Raw genomic sequence first — 16,501 nt, 5'->3', positions numbered from 1 at the left:
GGTTTCCTCCTGTTGGTAGGTGCGCTTAGTAAGCTACTTTGCCCATATAACGGCGAGTTTCCAATGGGTGATTGCGTACTTTCGCGAGTGCTTCACGATACACACATACAATGCTGTAAAATAAAACTGGGTTAAAAAACTCTACCACTTCGTCTGCAATCGTTCCAATGCCAAGCTCCTTCGCATCAATGACTTCCACTTTCTCAGCATACTGATTCAGGAATGTCTGTGCTCGCTCATCCAGCGCCCGTGTGCGTCCTTCGTTGACCATTAGAATAAACGGAGTTTCCTTATCCGTAACTTCAAACGGTCCATGGAAGAATTCACCGGAATGAATAGAAGCTGCGTGAAGCCATTGCATTTCCATCAGCGAGCAGATGGCAAAGCCATAAGCATGTCCATAAGACGCTCCGCTGGTCAGGATATAAAAGAGTTCTTCATTGCGGTATCTGTCAGCAAATGCACGGGCACGCGGTTCAACTTGAACTTTGGCCCGGTTAATAATTCCGTTGATTGCCCCCAATCCGTTCTGGAAGGCTGGGTAATGTACATAACCCTCAGCGATTTGAAGCAATTCAACCGTAAGTTCTAAAATAATGGCCATCGGGTTGTTCTTAACATCGCTCTCTTCACCCCACTCGTAAAGGAAGGAATAATCCGAATAGTTGAGCAGGTTCGCTTCACTATTGTGGGTTAAGCCGATAGTATAAGCGCCTTTCTCTTTGGCAGATTTAGCAGCTGCGACCGATTCTGGAGTATTTCCACCATGGGAACAAACGATGACCACGGATTGTGCCCCCAATCGCTTGGGCAACGCATGTACAAACTCATTCGCTGTATACATCCCTGCTACCAGTTTCTTTGCTTCACTATCCAGAAAATATTTTGAAGGATACATATCAACTAGTGAGCCCCCGCAGGCTACCAAATAAACCTCCGAAATTTTCCCATTCGCTTGTTCATAAATCGTCTGAATCGTCTGTTGTACATTCATGTGTTTATCTCTCCTTTTATATAACGTTATATAACGTATTGTTTACAAGATGAATATAAGCGCTTTCAACAAAAGTGTCAAGCCCCTTAATAAAAAAAGCTCTAATCCTTTTGTATTAAGGATTAAAGCTCCTTTTCGGATTGGTTTCATTCATTGGGTCAATACACATAACGAGGCTAAGCTTACCCTATACGCACAAAAAATATGGTCTTACACAGAGGTTTGTCCGAATAAACTATATTAGACAAATACATAACATCCCATAAACAATCAAGGAGGAAAGCACCATTAATACATTTCTCGGGTATATTTTTCTGGGTCTGTCACTTTCCGCTCCCATTGGACCCATCAATGCCGCACAGTTGGATCGAGGTATTAAGAATGGATTTTGGCATGCCTGGTTTATTGGGCTAGGTGCAATCACAGCAGACATTATCTATATGATGCTTGTCTATTTGGGAATGATCCACCTTCTTAATTCCCCGTTTGTCAAAGCTTTTTTATGGTTATTTGGTTTTTTTGTGCTTGTATATACGGGCCTTGAAAGCATCAAAAATGCAGGTGTCATTTCAGAATCGGAATTAAGGGGAAACGGGAACACCCTGGCCAACTCCTTTGTAGCAGGCTTCCTGATGTCGCTATTTAATCCTCTCTCCATCCTTTTCTGGCTTGGCATTTATGGGTCCATACTGGCTAATGTCGCTAGTACATATCCAGTCCAACAGCTATTGGTCTACAGCGGTGCAATTATATTAGGCGTATTGGTCTGGGATGTGACGATGGCAGCCGCTTCAAGTGTTTTCCGTAGATTTCTCAAACCTGGACTGCTTAGAACTATCTCTTGGATGTCGGGGTTATCCCTTATAGGCTTTGGCTTCTATTTTGGTGCACATGCATTTCAATTGCTTTTTTTACGCTAATGCTGGGCTCCTGACAAAGTTACCGAGACTTCTTGGTCTTCTTTCGGCGGACCCATTGTACAATGAGGTCACATATTGCAATGAGCAAAACCAACAGTAAGCTAATGTAAACCCCTGGGCGGCTAAGCTTATGAAAAAAGGCCCCGACCACAGCCAAAGCGATCAGCAATAATCCAATCCAGCGTTTAATATTGCTCGATGTGCTTGATTCCAGTAACTTGCCTGAAGACAGCAAAATAAAGCACCAGTTATATAGCAGCATCAAGCCCGCAGCTGTGGTGATATATTCATATACCTTTCCTGGTAATAGCACCGATAATACAATTGCTGAGATTAATCCAACAGAAATCAGACTGAGTGCATACAGCGGATATTTGTCCTTCCACTTCCGCGAAAAAAGTGTGGGCGCATCTCCTTCTTGGGCCAGCGTAATCATCATCGAAGTCTCAGCATATAGCGATGCTGTCATCGTGGAGAATCCTGCAATAATAAGGACTCCGTTAAATAAATGAGGCACAAAGGCCAGATGATCGCTACTAAGCGCAAGTACAAAGGGACTTTCCTTCGGATTAAAGGCACTTAATGGTACCATAGACACAGCCAGCCCAATCGAAAGCACATACACTGCAGCCAGCGTAATCAGCATGACCTTTCCTGCTTTGGGTGCTTCCTCCGGGTTTTGAAGTCGGTTAGACATAATTCCGAGCACTTCAATACCTCCATATGCATAAAAAGCAAAAATAAAAGATGACCATAATCCTATGCCACCGGTTGGAAAAAAGTCTTTGTAGCTGAGGGGAAATTTCGGTTCATATTTTCCTCCTTCGATCCAGCCTCCCAAAAGCGCAACCGCTAGGACCAAAAACATCACTAGAGCAGCTATTTTAATGATGGCGAGCACATTTTCCACCCGATCAAAACCCTTATTGCCAAAAAAAACAATCACAAGCCCTAAGAGCCCGAAGCCTGCCGCAAAAATCCACATGGGCACCTGAGGAAACCAAAAACGTGCAAATATAGACAAGGCGGTTAGTTGGCTCCCATTAATAAGCAATTCCGAAAACCAATACACCCAGCCACTGCCGAAGCCTGCCCAATTGCCAAAGGCATTTTGGGCATAGGAACGGAAAGAGCCCTCCTCTGGGTGGTCAGCAGTCATACGCGAAAGGGCGTCAAACACCACATACGTTCCGACTGCTGCCAAGAAATAACCAATTAGCACCGCTGGGCCACCAATGGAAATCGCTAAACTGGACCCAAGGAAATACCCTGTACCGATGGTACCCGCAACTCCTAACAAGCTTAGTTGCCACCATTTTAGTTTTTGATCTTTTTGTTTGCCCGCTGAAGACTTGCCCATGCAGAAAATCACCCTATCCTGAATTTTAGACCTTTTTCTTGTTGCTTTATGATTGCCTTCTTCTCTATATTTCATGTGAATGTTCATTCAATGTAATAAAAAAGCACCAGCAAACTCGCTCAAGTTTGTTGGTGCTTCTTTTGAGGATTTCTTTGAAACTACATCGTTAATTTTGTTCCGGTAGCTTTAATATTTCACTTTTTGGGCAAAGAAAGTGCCTTGTCTGCATTTTGAATGTCCATTTGAATTTGATTATGCACGATCCAAGAACAACCTAAGTTTTTACAAAATCCTTTTCAGCTGCTGCTCATATGCAAAAAGGGCCCTTCAAACCATCAGTCATGGTTTTGAAGGAACCCTTTTTGTTCCAAAGTGGCAGCCAGGGAAGACAGCATTATTCAGGTATGGACGCTACCCGAAAAACCGTCCACTTCGTCTTCCGGTTGTTGATCAGAGCTGACGTTGTGTTCTTGTGTTGTGTTAGTAAACGTTTGAGAAGAGCCGCTTTTATACGCCTCGCTCCAGTCTTCATTGATGATGTGCGCTGGAATAATCCAATCCTCCGGGCTATAGCCTGGATTTGGCACACCATTATTTTGATTACCTGGACGATAAGTAACAACTCCCGTCTCAATGATACTTCCTTCATAAGCTTGGCAGATCTCTAATGCAGACAGCACATCCTGGTTCTCGACGTGAACACTGAGACCTGTATCACCGTTCGTGCTGGCAGCATAACCAATCTCCTTTAATGTTTCACAGGCTTGTGCGGCTTGCTGCGGATCACGAAATTGAAACCGGAAAGAACCCGTATCCATGTGCTTCATCTCCTCTGAATTTATCTTACTTTGTTATTTGGGTTCATTAGGTATGTTATTTTTTAATATAACCAACTGGAACGGTATTTTTACATTCAAAACTTTTATTTTTTGAAAAATTTACCTTAAAGCTTTGAAATTAAATAGTTAAAAACGCAGCTACTGTGACAAATCGCATGTTTTCCCTTCGTAAATCCCTTTATGCTAGTAATAAGGGTATGGTTGCCCGGTCATCCGAACCGAGCGGTCAAAGGATGCCCAAATCCATACATAAAGGCGGAATGAAGATGATAGATTACCGAACATTGGTGACACAGCAATCCATGCATCTGTATAGCGTGTTTGCCAAGTCATTCAAAAGTGTAAACGAACATGCGGTTGCTGGCATCAAAACGGTGGGCTTCAACCCAACGGCCTTTGCCGTAATGGAAGTTTTATATCACAAGGGAGCACAGCCAATTCAACAAATTGGAGCCAAGCTGCTTCTGCAAAGCGGAAATGTTACTTATGTGATCGACAAGCTGGAGAGCCGCGGTTATTTGCACCGTCACCCATGCGACCAGGATCGTCGGATTATATATGCAGAGTTGACGGACGAAGGACAACGCGTCATGGACGAAATTTATCCAGACTATACACGTCAGATTGAACGTGCCTTTAGCGGAATCAGCGAAACCGAAAGAGATCAACTGATTGGCTTGCTCAAAAAATTGGGCCGCAGCGCTGATAATCTATCACCTTATCACAAATAGAATGAATAGCTTTTTAGCAAATTCAATTGTGAATAAAAGAACAATCCTATAGCTGTGCTAAACGAAAATTTAGATTTACACAGAAAAGTCCACCCTTATATTCAAGGGTGGACTTTTTTAATGACTAAAAATGTTTGACCACTACATTGTTAAAAATAGCTTTACCGCCATCTGCAAAAAGAGTAATTCCCTGATCCTCCAAGCGTGGAAATACTAAGGAGGAATAAGCTACTTCTCCATCATCTACGAAGACTTCAATACTGGTTTTATCGACGAGAATGTTCAAGTGGACATTTTTTTTGTGGTTATCAAAAGGCGCCTTACTTTCTACATATGTTCCACTCTGATCCGGCTGTCCGGTGTTCGCTCTATTTACATAAGAATATTGCCCCTCCAGCGAAACACCCACATCGACATGACGCTTGCCATCCGCAGACTCTCGAAGCCTCAAGCCTGTATTTTTGATCGTTGACCAAGATATATCCGCCTCTAACTGATAGGCATCACCGGATATTGAGAGCTTGTGAGTCCCGTCTACTTGGATCTTCCCCAATGATTCCGTTGCGGTAGGGAATTGCTCCAAAGCTGGTACAGGCTGTGAAACCAAGCGATAGCCTTCATCAGTTGTACGCTTTAATCGAATTTGGCGAACAACCGAATCCATTCCGTTAAAGCCTTCTTTTAGGGTAGGCGTGTTATTGGCATAATCCCAATTGTTCATCCAGGCCAGCGCATAGCGGTGACTGTATTGGTCTTTGCTATTGCCGTCCTCGAACGTAACCGCACCATACCAGTCAAAGCCATAATCCAGCCACTCCGGCTCACTGCGATTAGGCAGAAATCCTTCCCCATTAAAATCTCCGGTCCAGTAGGCATACGTGTTGGGACCGCCGTTTGGTTTGCTATTGGCGCTCGCGCCCAGAATCCAATGATAGGTCCCATCATCCGCACGCATCTGGTAAAGATCAGGACATTCCACAAGCCCGATATTTTCCGTTTGAAAGCCGCTCGTAAACTGCCAATCCTTTAAATTTTTAGACTTGTAAAAACCAATCTTCGTTCCCTCTGCCATGACCATTACCCATTGATTACGCTGAGTATCCCGGATAATCTTGGGATCTCTGAAATCCTTTGTACCAGGGTTGGACATCACGGGCTTGTTGCGGTAAGAAGTAAACGTCTTGCCTTTGTCCGTACTGTACCACAGAAATTGTTCCTGCTTTCCTCCATCTGCGGAAGGCTGTGTGACAATGGCTACTAGCGTGCCTTTGCCAAAGCCTGCGGTGCCATTATTGTCGATCACAACCGAACCCGACCAAGGATCACCGTTGGGGGTAGTGTATTTAGGAATGGCCACTCCTTCATCTTTCCAATGAACCAGGTCGGTAGATGTGGCGTGGCGCCATTCTGTACCGTTTTTATGAGGGTAATCACGATTATATAAATAGTAATAATGATATTTTCCATCCATATAAATCGGTCGCTGCGGATCATTTTTCCATTTATCCGGAACGGTAAAATGATAGGCTGCCCTATAGGTCGGTGCTGTATGCTTATTTTGGTTTGTTTGTTTTTTGGGAGTTGCAGCAGGTTTCGGGGGTTTGCCTGCATCCTGTTGGTACATATTCCATCCCATAGCTATGAATATCGTTAAGCCTGTGATGACTACTACGGATCGTATCCAAATGCTCTTGATAGCTTTTTTTCTCATTATGACGATCCTCCTTACTTCATTGCATCGTTATGTATCGTCCGAAGGACGACAGATCGGTTTGCTACCAAACTGCCGCCTTCGGACATACTGCTTATACCTACTTATTTCTTGCCATACTCATTTTGGTTTTCTTTTTTGTCATTCGCTGGATCAATCGTGATTTGCCCTTGCGCCAGAATACCGTTTTTCACAACAGAGGTTTTCGAGCCTTTAATATTCAGCAGGAAGCTTGGTGCAAAAGTAGATTTATGATCCGGGAAAAGCCCACGATTGGTCATATAACTCGAAACGACTACATTATTGCCTTTGCCTTGCGGGATAGCAAAATGGGCATACGTCCAGGTAATATCATCACGATCCAGATCCTGATGAAGAACGAGACCGGTTCCATTCAACGGTTTATAAGGCCCTGTCAAGGAAGTCGAAACATAACCGAGCATGTAAATATCATCGTCACCGATCGCATCTACAGTCACCTTGGAACCTCTTGTACTCGTAAATAAATACCACAAACCGTTCATTTTGAACACATTTGCCCGTTCGATTTCATCTGTTACCAGATTGGATGCGATCAAAGGAGGCATTACATTTTTCAACGTATAATCATCATTCAATTCAACGATGCCCAGTGCGCCGTTCGCCAGCTCAGCTCCTTTTTTCTTAGGACTTTGCAGCAGGTTTTGCTGTTCTTCTGTGAAGAATTTCTTATTGCCGCCATAATAAGCCGGGTTTTGAATCGAGTCTTCGCCTTGATAACCTGTCTCTGTGCCTGTGTTGGCTTCAAAGATAATATATTTGTGGCCTTGATCCTCGACATAGTGAGGGTCCCGAAGGGTATGATTATCCATGTCTATTCCGACGCTTTGTTGTACATTTTGGTAGGTTTTCCCATCCCCACCGTCATAGATTGATTTCAAATCCTCGACTCCATCTACTTTCAGAGTCTCGCCATCAGGCTGAGAGACATTAATTTGAGCCGTGCTCAAAGTTTGCTTACCGTATAATTTATTATTCGGATCATAAGGCTGTCTACTAGTATAGAACAAACGTACATGTCCATCAGAAGTTAAGGTAGCTGAGCCGGACCATTCTTCTGACTGATTTTTTAGAATCGGATCGTTGGAAAGCAATTTATCATTGTCCTTAAATACTCTACCCGCATTTTTCCAGCCGCTCAGTGAAGTATTACCCGCTTTTTGATAGAACAGATATATAAATGTATCTTCGCCTCTTTTAGGATCGCCTGCCAGTCCAAAAACGATATTGTATCCCTTGTAATTAGCTACTGTGCCATCGGCATTTTGTAACGGCCAGCTGTCCCAGACATCCAGATCAATCTGTTTGCCTGAGCTATCGTGACCAATAGCAGAAGGAATATTTTTAATTGTAGAGGCATCAAAGGACGGAACCTCATATTTCTCTTTGCCTTGCTGCTTGAAAATATTCAGCATGTCATTACGCGTAATTTGGGTAAATGCACTGTCTGCTTTGGAATCAGCCTTGTCATTTCCCTTTGCAAAAGCCTGTACGCCGCCTCCTAACAGTAAGGTAGTTGCTACTGTTGCCGTGGCTGCTTTACTGAACCATTTGTTAAACTTCAAGTACTCCATCTCCCTTAATCTAATTATGCCTTCTAGTTTTGAAGACCAACTTTTTCGTTGGTAGGGTCATTTTATATGGTATGTCAAACGATTGATATAGACTGAAAATCCCTTTTATTTGAGGTAAGAAAACAGGTTTCTCTATGAAGTTCATCCTCATATTTTCCTAGTAATTTTCTGAAAAATTCCATTTTTTTCATTCCTAATACATTCAGAAAAATTTGCTACTTGATTTTCTTGCATGTCTTATTTTGCTAGGTTGGTTGCTTCATTCACATGCAAAAACATCCTAAAATAAATCATAAAATGCCCGATTTGTAAGCGGGTTCAAAAAAATGGTTCCATAGTACCCTGTAACTTAATACAGAAATTAATTTTTTGTTACAATTTCTTAAGACTTTTTTACCATTTTGTTACCTATAAGATATAAATATATCGCAATCTCCAAGGGTTTTTTATTGCCTTTTTGTACACTTGAGGATTTATCGGTCCTATACGAGGTGGCTATTTGCCCAAAATAGTAGGAGAAGAGACCTTTACATAAAGAAACAGCCCGGACCCTAAAGGTGTACCGGACTGTCTCTTTATAATGAAAGAAGTAGATTATTTTTTATGCGTGTTCTCTTTGGGGTGTCTTGATACGCTGATCTGCCTCTTCCTCCGTGCCTGGTGGACGATTCCGCAAGCCGAGAACGACAAACCAGCTAATCACCGCAATAACGATCATGATCACGAACAGGGAATGCAGACTGTTTTCCAGTACAGAACGGAGTAATTCGGCAACCTTGTCACTTAGACTCTGTGAAGCATGCGGGGCCAGCAGACCATTAATATCTTCCTGTGTAACCCCTTGCTGTGTAAGCTGTCCGTCAGCTGTCTGAGCTGCAATGCGATAATTCAGCCATGAACCGAAGGCTGCAACCCCAATCGTTTGTCCCAATGTGCGCAGGAACGTATTCAAGGCTGTAGACGCGCCACGCAGCTGGAATCCGACTGAGGACTGAGCAATAATCGTGAACACGGTTATCGAGAAGCCAAATCCCAGTCCATACAATAACGTAGACAGGAACAGCAGCCAGATTGGAGTTGTTAGGTTCATCAAGGTCATGACGAAGGCTCCCAATACAATCAGAGTCAGGCCGATCAAAGAGGTTCGACGCGAACCCAGCGTCAGCAAAATGCGTCCTCCGATCATGGAGCCGAACAACCACCCTACCGACATGGGGGCCAGCGCCAGACCAGATGAGGCGGCATCTCCCCCGTGTACGCCTTGAATCCATAGCGGCAGATAGCTAGTCAGCCCGATTAGCAGGGTACTAACGAGCAGTGCAGCGGCACAGGAGAAAGCGATATCCCGTATCCGAAACAGCTTCAGGGGCACCATCGGCTCCTGAGCGCGCTTTTCGATAACCAAGAACAAAATCAGGAATAAAATCGCCACGGCAGCCAGGGCCAGCAATTCAGGAGAAGCCCAACCGATATACTGTCCCCCTAGAGCCAATACGAGCAGGAGTGCCGTCATCCCGATGGTAAAGGTAACAGCCCCCGCCACGTCGATACGTGCGGTACGCTTGCTTACCTGTTCCCGCAGGTAACGGGCGATGAAGAACATAGCCAGCAATCCAAAAGGAACGTTAAAGCCGAAAATCCATTCCCAGCCAAAATACGTGACTACGTAACCGCCCAATAGGGGCCCAGCCAGGGAAGAAATCCCCCATACCGAGCTGATCATACCCTGGACTTTACCACGTTCCTCCATTTTGTATATATCACCGATAATGGTAAAGGTAACAGGAATGACACCGCCTGCTCCAATCCCTTGAATGGCCCGGTATAAAATAAGCTGTTCCATACTACCAGCCAGCATGCAAAGCAAAGAGCCAAGCACAAATAACGAACAGCCAATTAGAAAAATGGGTTTTCGGCCAAACAGATCGCTAAGTTTGCCAAAAATAGGCGTGGTTACAGCCATCGTCAGCAAATATGCCGTAAAAATCCAGCTGAGCAAATTCACACTGCCCAGTTCACTCACAATTGTCGGTCCCGCTGGACCGATAACCGTTCCTTCAATCGCGGCCAGAAAGGTGGCCAATAGAACACCTGTCAGCACGAGTCCGCGCTTCATAGGTTTATCGTTTCCCAAGCAAATCACAAATCCTTTCCTTGTACAAACTGTGTTGTATCTGTGCAGTTTTCCCTCTCAAATGGATGATTACCCACACTGTATAATCGTAAACAGGCGGCCTATATAGGCCGCCTGTTGTATACGATGTATATATATTATTGTCTACATATCCTTAATTTTTGTCAACTGTAATCGTATGATAACTCCCGCTATCTTCCGTTTTATAGAGATACCCCTCTTCCATACGAAGAACATGGTCAGCAAAGCGTTCAGCAATCTGCAGATCGTGGGTAATGATCAAAAAAGCCGCACCTTCAGCGGACTGCTCTGTGCACATCTGGAGCAGGATGTTCGCTCCTTCGTAATCCGTTCCCGCAGTTGGCTCATCCAAAATGTAAAGCTTTTTGGGTAGGATGAATTGTGCCGCAACGCTCAAAAGCCTTTTTTCGCCTCCACTTAACAGGTATGGCGAAGCCTCCAGCCTGTGGTTCAGCCTGGCGGCTGCCAATAAGCGATGCGCCCGTTCCTCATAGGCGGCGGGAACCGGATCTCCGATCCGTAAACCAAGCTTAGCGCGCACGCTGTACAAGCACTCTTCCCACACCGTTGCAGCTGCAAACTGATGCTCTGGCTGCTGGAATACATAGCCGATCCCGGCGGCCAGCTGATGAATAGGCAGCTTCGCCATGTCCTGCCCCTCCCACCACATGCATCCCCTCGGTGCGGGGAGCAAGCCCATAAGCAGCTTGCCGAGCGTAGTTTTGCCAGAACCGTTCTCGCCCAGCATTACGGCTCGGTCGCCAGGCGCAAGGGCAAGACTCACGCCCTTGAGCGCCGGGCGCTGGCTGCCGGGGTAGGTGAAGGGCAATCCCTTCACCTCCAGCAACGGCTGCCCAGCGCAATTAGCCGCCAAGCCGGAATTCACCCCCGGCTCACGCGGCATGTCTTCCCTCCCTGCGGAAGAGGGAAGCAGCCCCCAGGCTGCCAGCTGCGCACTATGCTCGCGCAGCAGCTCTTCGGGCGGACCTTGCAGCTGCACGGTCCCGTCCTTTAGCACGATGACGCGCTGCGCTGCGCGCACGCCGTCGTCTATGCGGCCGGACGCGGTGATCACCGTCCGACCTGCGCCGTGGAGCCGCCGACATAGCAGGACGAAGTCCCGTACCGCCGGCGGGTCCAACTGTGCCGCTGCGTCGTCGAACACGACCAGCGGCGCTTCCAGCGCCAGCACCGCAGCAATGGCCGTGCGTTGGCGCTGGCCTCCCGAGAGGCGCCGCACGAAGGAGCCGCGCTCGGATGCAAGGCCGACGGCCTCCAGTGCAGCGACCAGGCGCTGCTCTATTTCTACTGGAGGCACGCGCAGGTTCTCCGGCCCAAAAGCAATTTCGTCTTCGACGATTCCCTGCACTAGCTGGGCATCCGGGTCCTGAAGCACGACGCCAACAGTAGTGGCGACTGTAGCCAATTCAGCGTTGGCGGGGTCCATTCCATACACCGTCAGCTCGCCCGTCCGTTCGCCTTCGCCAGAACGGGACAACCCGCCATGAAGCAGCTGGCACAGTGTAGACTTTCCACTTCCGCTAGCTCCGACAATGGCTACATGCTCGCCCACCCCAATGTCCAGTGTCAGACCATGTAACGCTGGCTCCACCTGGTCGTCATAGCGATAGCCAAAATCCCTCAAGGAGACAGCCGTTCTATTTTCTGCATCATGATCACTACGTTCATTCATAACCGAAATACCCTCGATCCCTATTGTTCAAGCTATAACCATGTATAACCCTGGTTATGCACGTGAAGCGCGGCCCAGTTCAAAGCGTTTTAGCAGACCTGTACGATTCAAGGCATCGCCTAGTATTTTTGTCAGCAGACCACACAGGACAATGCCGCTCAGGATACGAACGACCAGTGCGACCGTCAGCACCTTCCATCCCCAATGCATATAGCCAAACATATTGGCTGCGACAATAAACCACAGCGGAACCATGGCCCCGCCCACCAGCATCAGTGAAACTGTGCTCCAACGTCGATACCGCAATAGAGCAAATACAAGCTCTGCCGCTACCATATAGCAGACAGCCGCCGCAATGATAGATGCAATTCCATAGGCAGAGCCCATAAATGACTGCACTACCGCGCCAAAGGCATAAGCAATTACCGCTGTACCTGGTTTACGAATAACATAATAGGCCAGCAAGCCATATATCATGTATAGCCCGACAATAGCAGAAGTTGCGATCGGCCCTCCCAGACTGTTTAACGTTTTGTTAATCATCGACAAATACACAGTCATGACACCGTTCAACGTGGCCAGCATTGCCATGAACACGATATCCTGCGTTGTAAACTTTGCAAAAATACGAGATTCCTTCATATGTATTTCTTGACTCCTCTCCATAATCTACTCTACAAGGTTAGTTTTGATCCTTGTACAAGCTGTTACTGTATAAATGTATTCATCCATCGCCCCATTGTCAACCTAAATTTATTTATAAAGTTGACAATGGGAGCAAAAAAAAGGCTGCTCTTTATAATACCCACCATAAAACAGCCGTAGCGAATACAGCAAACACAGCACATACGTAGCCTAAACGTCCATTCTTCAGTGTACGAAGATACGTCCGTTCTGCATAGGCGCCAAAACCTTTGCCCTCCATAGCCAGGGCCGTCTGCTGAACCCGTCTTACAGCATTCACCAACACTGCAGCCGCATACCCGCTCCACCATGATAACCGATTGCTCCACCCTCGTGGTGGCTCCTGTCCACGAACGCGCCGTGCAGCCATAATTGTACGCCCTTCTTCTTCCAATAAGGGTAGGAACGTCAGCGCCACTGAAATACCGAACGCAAATCGATAAGGTACACGCAAGCGAAGATTCAAAGCCTGCACAAAATCTCGGGGATCGGTCGTCGAGAGATAGATATAGGATGCCAAAAACAATACAAAAATCCGCAGCGTTAACGCCCCGGCGATATCCAGTCCCTCCGCTGTAACTACCATGGGTCCCCATGATGCCACTGCGTGACCTTCGCGAATCGCTAGAATAGACAGTATAAAATACGGAATACCTAAACCAATCAAAAAAGACATAGCACGAAACTGGCGTACCAGCGTCAAACGTGCGCCCAAGCCAGCCACAGCGATCAGGACAGCCAAGAGAACCGCTTCCTGCAGCGTCGAATCCCATGCCATCGACAGGAGACTAAAGCAACCCACCCATATAAGCTTACTTAACGGTCCAAGCCTGTGCAGCGGCGACGAACCACCGTTATACTGAAATAGCATTTCGTTGTACCTCCAGTCTAAGCCATTCTTCATGCAGTATTGAATACATCAGCATATCTTTAAAACCTGTAGATGTATGCTGTACCTGCCGTAACAGGCCTTCCTGGGACCAGCCCATCGAGGACAGCAGGGCTTGTGAGCCAGTATTGCGCGGGTCCACCAGCGCTTCGATCCGATTTAATCGAATCGTGTTATATCCGAATGACAGCACCAAGCGAAGCGCCTCGGTCATATAACCGTGTCGCCAATAAGACTTGGCCAACTCATAACCAATCTCGGCTTTATAAGCTCCTTCCGTCTGCCAATAATTAAAGCCGCAGCTTCCAATCAGCTTCCCGTTCTCCTTTAGCTCGATCCCCCAGCGCAGCGCATCCTCCGTCTTGGCCAGCTCATTCAACAGCTCAATCATATCCTCTGCATCCTCGCGTCCTGACATACCAGAAAGGTTCATATAACGGTGAACCTCCGGGTCAGACCAGCAAGCGAACATCGCAGCCGCATCCCGGCTTTCCATCCTTCGCAGCCGAAGACGCGAGCTTTCCAGCAGTGGGATATGCCCCTTACATGCATATGCACACATGTTCCATCATCCTTCCACATAAAATGACACAAATATACGCTACATTTAAGCATACCCCTTCAACAAACACAACCTTCTTTCAAGTGGACAAGCCTGTATACATCAAAATAGCCCTCTCTACTTCCTGAAATCAGAAATAAAGAGGGAGTCCATTTATTGTTATAAAATATTTTGTGTCTCCAATCCTTTTAGGAAGAGGCGCGGGCCGTGACATGTGCTGGATTTTTCACAACATCCTCGTACAATACGCCCAGCATCGACTGAATTTCCTGCAACTCCTCGATCCCTGCGCCGGTAAGGCTGAACATATCATCATGCGGTGTTAGAAAGTTTTCCTGTGTCAGGTTTTCCAACTCCTGCTTGACCTCTCGTTCTCCTACACGGTACCCGCGTTCTTCGAGCAACGGTTGTACATCACTCACCGTCAAATCGTTCTGCTGTGCGTAAGAAAGCATCTGTATACGGATAAACAAGTTCTGAACATCTGCATGCATCGTTTTAGCTCCTCCCTGGCCTAGGCCAACAATATTACACTGTTTTTACCCTTGGGAGGTCAGCTGGAAACAGATACGTGATAACCCTTGCAGAATTGCTCCCTATTATTCCTTAAATTCCAGTTCATAAAATTGGCCCTTCGAATTAAAAGAACCGACTAGAGATGGAGATCCACTTTTCGTAAAATGCACGATAGCCGTCAGCTTTGGATCCAGTGTAGCTTTATAGCCCGTCAGGTCAACCTTCAGAAGCTCCTTAGATTGCCCAGCTGCATTTTTCAACAGTTGAGCCTCGCTGTATGATTTCATTTTTTTGTAGGCTTCTTTATAATTGGCAACCGGGTCCTGCAATTCATATGCCGCAACCTTGGTTACTTTATTTGTACCTTTTTCCACATTCACAAACACCGGATGCGCTCCAGTACCAAACATCAGGTTATACACGGTCTTTCCGTTCTCAGTGATCAGCTGGGTTGGTTCATTCAACGCTCCCTGTTTTACGCCCTCCAAACCAGCGAAGACACCGCTTGCCGCCTTTAGTGCATTTTCATCTATCTCCTGCTTGGCGAGCAGCTTTATTGTGCGTAGCACTTTACCCTCCCGCAGAATAATAATGTTATTATCAATTTTTGTATATAAATCTACTGCACCTTTACTTTTATCCACTGAGATATTTACTTCTTCCGGTGTTTTGCTTGCTTCTGGTTCCTGGAGAACGCTTTTCAATGCGGCTTGGAGTTGCTGTTTGTAGCTATCCTTGAGTTCTCCCCAGGATTGATCTACATATATACGTTCTAATTCACCCTTCTTGGTAACCATGACTTGACCGTGTTCCACACCTTTTATACTGAAATCCCAACCGTTCTCGTTGCCTAAACTCCATTTCTTTGCCCCACTAAACGTATAGCTTTTGCCTGTTGCTGCTTTTAAATACTCCTGTGCCTTTTGTACAATTTTAGCATCCACTTCTTTTAAGGATGATGCTCCTGTTGCAGCCTGTGCAGGTTGGGTATTTTTCGTTGAAGCTCCATATACCGTCGATACCGGAACAGCCGTCAGAATCAAACTCGCCACTACCGCTGAGGTTAGTGTGTAATATCCCTTTTTCATAATAGACTACCCCTTTTCCCCAAATTATTCTGTACAGAGATTAGATTACGGAGACTAGCAAAAGGTTACAGAGGATTTTTCAGTTGACTAAATGTATACAATCGTTATATCTTAAATTAATTAACCGATGGTAAATGAGATTTGTGGAAAATTAATGTTAGGAGCGTGGACTCTACATGTTTCAAGCAATACCTTACGAAGGTACACGTCAAGAACAATTCGAATCAGTTCTCGGACAACTTCGGGCACTTATTCATGATGAATCCAACATGATTGCCAATTTAGCAAACGCTTCTGCGTTGCTGGGTCATTTCCTCCCAGATATTAACTGGAGCGGTTTTTACCTTTATGATGGTACAGAGCTTGTACTTGGCCCCTTCCAGGGTTTACCTGCATGTATACGGATTCCACTGGGACGCGGCGTCTGCGGCACCGCAGCTGCTGAACGGCGTACACTTGTCATAGACGATGTACATGCATTCCCAGGACATATCGCCTGTGATGCTGCTTCCAATAGCGAAATTGTTATCCCTTTGGTCAAGAATAATGAGTTGATTGGGGTACTGGACATTGACAGCCCGCTAAAAGGCCGCTTTGATCACGATGATCGTGTATTCCTAGAGGAATTTACGTCTATTCTGGTGTCGAGTCTGTAGCCATAAAATTGTGCATATATATGTTCTTCCTTCGCCACAATATATGAGGGTCCTAAAACCTAAACTATCCGGCGAAGGAGATTGATGATC

At 46.0% G+C, this 16,501-nt stretch carries 15 protein-coding genes; 3 read left to right on the top strand and 12 right to left on the bottom strand.

What is annotated here, in order from left to right:
* Positions 1-25: 25 nt before the first annotated feature.
* Positions 26-994, bottom strand: a complete 969-nt coding sequence (locus ACQQ6X_RS00990; protein ID WP_305167678.1) for an SIS domain-containing protein — start codon at positions 992-994, stop codon at positions 26-28.
* Between the two features lie 287 nt (positions 995-1,281).
* Here ACQQ6X_RS00990 and ACQQ6X_RS00985 point away from each other — a divergent pair, with 287 nt between their 5' ends.
* The gene (locus ACQQ6X_RS00985; protein WP_305167738.1) at positions 1,282-1,914 is read left to right on the top strand and encodes a LysE family transporter; all 633 of its coding nucleotides are present in this window, start codon (positions 1,282-1,284) and stop codon (positions 1,912-1,914) included.
* Positions 1,915-1,933: 19 nt separating this feature from the next.
* Here ACQQ6X_RS00985 and ACQQ6X_RS00980 read toward each other — a convergent pair whose 3' ends face one another.
* Both ACQQ6X_RS00980 and ACQQ6X_RS00975 read right to left on the bottom strand, forming a co-directional pair.
* On the bottom strand, positions 1,934-3,274 hold the full coding sequence (locus ACQQ6X_RS00980) for an amino acid permease (RefSeq protein ID WP_305167677.1): 1,341 nt from the start codon (positions 3,272-3,274) through the stop codon (positions 1,934-1,936).
* 398 nt (positions 3,275-3,672) lie between these two features.
* On the bottom strand, positions 3,673-4,092 hold the full coding sequence (locus tag ACQQ6X_RS00975; protein ID WP_305167675.1) for a hypothetical protein: 420 nt from the start codon (positions 4,090-4,092) through the stop codon (positions 3,673-3,675).
* Between the two features lie 287 nt (positions 4,093-4,379).
* On the opposite strand from ACQQ6X_RS00975, the gene ACQQ6X_RS00970 reads away from it, so the two are divergent.
* Positions 4,380-4,844 carry a MarR family winged helix-turn-helix transcriptional regulator gene (locus ACQQ6X_RS00970; protein WP_013369372.1) on the top strand — a complete coding sequence of 155 codons (465 nt, stop codon included), beginning with the start codon at positions 4,380-4,382 and terminating at the stop codon, positions 4,842-4,844.
* A 124-nt stretch (positions 4,845-4,968) separates the two neighbouring features.
* On the opposite strand, the gene ACQQ6X_RS00965 is transcribed toward ACQQ6X_RS00970, so the two are convergent.
* From ACQQ6X_RS00965 to ACQQ6X_RS00925, 9 genes are all read right to left on the bottom strand, one after another.
* Positions 4,969-6,555 carry a glycoside hydrolase family 32 protein gene (locus tag ACQQ6X_RS00965; protein WP_305167674.1) on the bottom strand — a complete coding sequence of 529 codons (1,587 nt, stop codon included), beginning with the start codon at positions 6,553-6,555 and terminating at the stop codon, positions 4,969-4,971.
* Between the two features lie 104 nt (positions 6,556-6,659).
* The gene (locus tag ACQQ6X_RS00960) at positions 6,660-8,159 is read right to left on the bottom strand and encodes a glycoside hydrolase family 68 protein (protein ID WP_305167673.1); all 1,500 of its coding nucleotides are present in this window, start codon (positions 8,157-8,159) and stop codon (positions 6,660-6,662) included.
* Between the two features lie 610 nt (positions 8,160-8,769).
* Complete coding sequence (locus ACQQ6X_RS00955; protein ID WP_305167671.1) at positions 8,770-10,284, bottom strand: MDR family MFS transporter; 1,515 nt, start codon at positions 10,282-10,284, stop codon at positions 8,770-8,772.
* Positions 10,285-10,456: 172 nt separating this feature from the next.
* The gene (locus ACQQ6X_RS00950; RefSeq protein ID WP_326403442.1) at positions 10,457-12,016 is read right to left on the bottom strand and encodes an ABC transporter ATP-binding protein; all 1,560 of its coding nucleotides are present in this window, start codon (positions 12,014-12,016) and stop codon (positions 10,457-10,459) included.
* 54 nt (positions 12,017-12,070) lie between these two features.
* A complete protein-coding gene (locus ACQQ6X_RS00945; RefSeq protein ID WP_305167670.1) occupies positions 12,071-12,658 on the bottom strand; it encodes an ECF transporter S component in 588 nt (195 codons plus the stop codon).
* Between the two features lie 154 nt (positions 12,659-12,812).
* Positions 12,813-13,571: an energy-coupling factor transporter transmembrane component T family protein gene (locus tag ACQQ6X_RS00940; protein ID WP_305167669.1), complete on the bottom strand. Its 759-nt coding sequence runs from the start codon at positions 13,569-13,571 to the stop codon at positions 12,813-12,815.
* A complete protein-coding gene (locus ACQQ6X_RS00935) occupies positions 13,555-14,151 on the bottom strand; it encodes a GNAT family N-acetyltransferase (RefSeq protein ID WP_305167668.1) in 597 nt (198 codons plus the stop codon). Before ACQQ6X_RS00935 ends, ACQQ6X_RS00940 begins: the two co-directional genes overlap by 17 nt.
* A 188-nt stretch (positions 14,152-14,339) precedes the next feature.
* Positions 14,340-14,645, bottom strand: coding sequence for a hypothetical protein (locus ACQQ6X_RS00930; protein ID WP_142613671.1), 306 nt, complete (start codon positions 14,643-14,645; stop codon positions 14,340-14,342).
* A gap of 105 nt (positions 14,646-14,750) precedes the next feature.
* Positions 14,751-15,755: a hypothetical protein gene (locus ACQQ6X_RS00925; RefSeq protein ID WP_305167667.1), complete on the bottom strand. Its 1,005-nt coding sequence runs from the start codon at positions 15,753-15,755 to the stop codon at positions 14,751-14,753.
* Positions 15,756-15,931: 176 nt separating this feature from the next.
* Between ACQQ6X_RS00925 and ACQQ6X_RS00920 the strand changes: the two genes are divergently transcribed.
* Positions 15,932-16,411, top strand: coding sequence for a GAF domain-containing protein (locus ACQQ6X_RS00920; RefSeq protein WP_305167666.1), 480 nt, complete (start codon positions 15,932-15,934; stop codon positions 16,409-16,411).
* Positions 16,412-16,501: the final 90 nt, after the last annotated feature.

This window comes from Paenibacillus ottowii (assembly GCF_050516475.1).
Lineage (GTDB): Bacteria > Bacillota > Bacilli > Paenibacillales > Paenibacillaceae > Paenibacillus > Paenibacillus ottowii.
Note: the sequence above shows the minus strand (reverse complement) of the source record. Positions and strands in the feature narration are given on the sequence as shown.

What these genes read in the sequence shown, in the direction of transcription:
- ACQQ6X_RS00990 (WP_305167678.1), bottom strand. Translation starts at nt 994, where the DNA reads ATGAATGTACAACAGACGATTCAGACGATTTATGAACAAGCGAATGGG.
- ACQQ6X_RS00980 (WP_305167677.1), bottom strand. Translation starts at nt 3,274, where the DNA reads ATGGGCAAGTCTTCAGCGGGCAAACAAAAAGATCAAAAACTAAAATGG.
- ACQQ6X_RS00975 (WP_305167675.1), bottom strand. Translation starts at nt 4,092, where the DNA reads ATGGATACGGGTTCTTTCCGGTTTCAATTTCGTGATCCGCAGCAAGCC.
- ACQQ6X_RS00970 (WP_013369372.1), top strand. Translation starts at nt 4,380, where the DNA reads ATGATAGATTACCGAACATTGGTGACACAGCAATCCATGCATCTGTAT.
- ACQQ6X_RS00965 (WP_305167674.1), bottom strand. Translation starts at nt 6,555, where the DNA reads ATGAGAAAAAAAGCTATCAAGAGCATTTGGATACGATCCGTAGTAGTC.
- ACQQ6X_RS00955 (WP_305167671.1), bottom strand. Translation starts at nt 10,284, where the DNA reads ATGAAGCGCGGACTCGTGCTGACAGGTGTTCTATTGGCCACCTTTCTG.
- ACQQ6X_RS00950 (WP_326403442.1), bottom strand. Translation starts at nt 12,016, where the DNA reads ATGAATGAACGTAGTGATCATGATGCAGAAAATAGAACGGCTGTCTCC.
- ACQQ6X_RS00945 (WP_305167670.1), bottom strand. Translation starts at nt 12,658, where the DNA reads ATGAAGGAATCTCGTATTTTTGCAAAGTTTACAACGCAGGATATCGTG.
- ACQQ6X_RS00940 (WP_305167669.1), bottom strand. Translation starts at nt 13,571, where the DNA reads ATGCTATTTCAGTATAACGGTGGTTCGTCGCCGCTGCACAGGCTTGGA.
- ACQQ6X_RS00935 (WP_305167668.1), bottom strand. Translation starts at nt 14,151, where the DNA reads ATGTGTGCATATGCATGTAAGGGGCATATCCCACTGCTGGAAAGCTCG.
- ACQQ6X_RS00930 (WP_142613671.1), bottom strand. Translation starts at nt 14,645, where the DNA reads ATGCATGCAGATGTTCAGAACTTGTTTATCCGTATACAGATGCTTTCT.
- ACQQ6X_RS00925 (WP_305167667.1), bottom strand. Translation starts at nt 15,755, where the DNA reads ATGAAAAAGGGATATTACACACTAACCTCAGCGGTAGTGGCGAGTTTG.
- ACQQ6X_RS00920 (WP_305167666.1), top strand. Translation starts at nt 15,932, where the DNA reads ATGTTTCAAGCAATACCTTACGAAGGTACACGTCAAGAACAATTCGAA.